The following is an 856-nucleotide window of genomic DNA, read 5'->3' as shown; positions in this document are numbered from 1 at the left end:
ACCGCGGTAATGCCTACCGGGTTTACCTGGAAATGCAGGCTGCATTGCTTCAGTCAGATTCTAATGCTGCTCCTGCTCCTGCTCCTGCTCCACTCCGTTAAAACATCCTTCGGTAGAAATATCTGGACATGCTCATGAAACAGTTTGTTCCAGCTAATTCTTCTCCGAATTTTGCCCTCAGATAAATGGGATAATCATGCGGACCACATCTGTCATCATCATTGCCATTAGTGCCTTTTTGGCGATTCCATTCCCCTCATCAGTAGCATTCGCTCAAGAAGCCGCAGCAGGGCAACGGGTGTTTAATCAGTGCCGCGCTTGTCATACGGTTGAATTAGGCGGGAGAAACGGCGTCGGGCCAAATCTTCATGGGGTGTTTGGGCGAAAGGCCGGTTCAGTCGAAGGTTTTCGCTATTCGTCACCAATGCGCCAAAAAGGCGAGCAGGGTTTATCCTGGACTGAGGAAACCTTGCGGCCCTACCTACAGAACCCGAGGGAGGTGGTACCAGGTACGAATATGGCATTTAATGGAATTCGCAACGAACAGCAGTTGAATGACCTGATAGCCTACCTCAAGCAGGCTACCGGCGCATCACCATGAAGTTTTCGTTTTGAATACCTGAAAATAAAATCAAAGGTTCTTGGCTTGCTGGCCAAAGCCGAGCGTAAGGAATCTTGCGTGAACGCATTCGGAGCCCTTTGTCAGCCGCAACTCGATGAGCCGAACGGCATGGGTGTCGCCGCATGACAGTTTGCGGCTGCAGGCGGAGGAGGTCTTCGCCGACCCGGCTGGCGGCAGGCCTTGGGGCATGACCTGTCGGTCCATGCCGCCGACAATACATCAGGAGACTCCTGC

At 52.6% G+C, this 856-nt stretch carries 1 protein-coding gene; it reads left to right on the top strand.

Annotated elements, in window-relative coordinates; all coding sequences use genetic code 11:
- Positions 1–196: 196 nt before the first annotated feature.
- Positions 197–601: a c-type cytochrome gene (locus QWZ14_RS07325; RefSeq protein WP_290315971.1), complete on the top strand. Its 405-nt coding sequence runs from the start codon at positions 197–199 to the stop codon at positions 599–601.
- Positions 602–856: the final 255 nt, after the last annotated feature.

The sequence above is a fragment of the Paeniroseomonas aquatica genome (assembly GCF_030409335.1).
Lineage (GTDB): Bacteria > Pseudomonadota > Alphaproteobacteria > Acetobacterales > Acetobacteraceae > Belnapia > Belnapia aquatica.
Note: the sequence above shows the minus strand (reverse complement) of the source record. Positions and strands in the feature narration are given on the sequence as shown.

What these genes read in the sequence shown, in the direction of transcription:
- QWZ14_RS07325 (WP_290315971.1), top strand. Translation starts at nt 197, where the DNA reads ATGCGGACCACATCTGTCATCATCATTGCCATTAGTGCCTTTTTGGCG.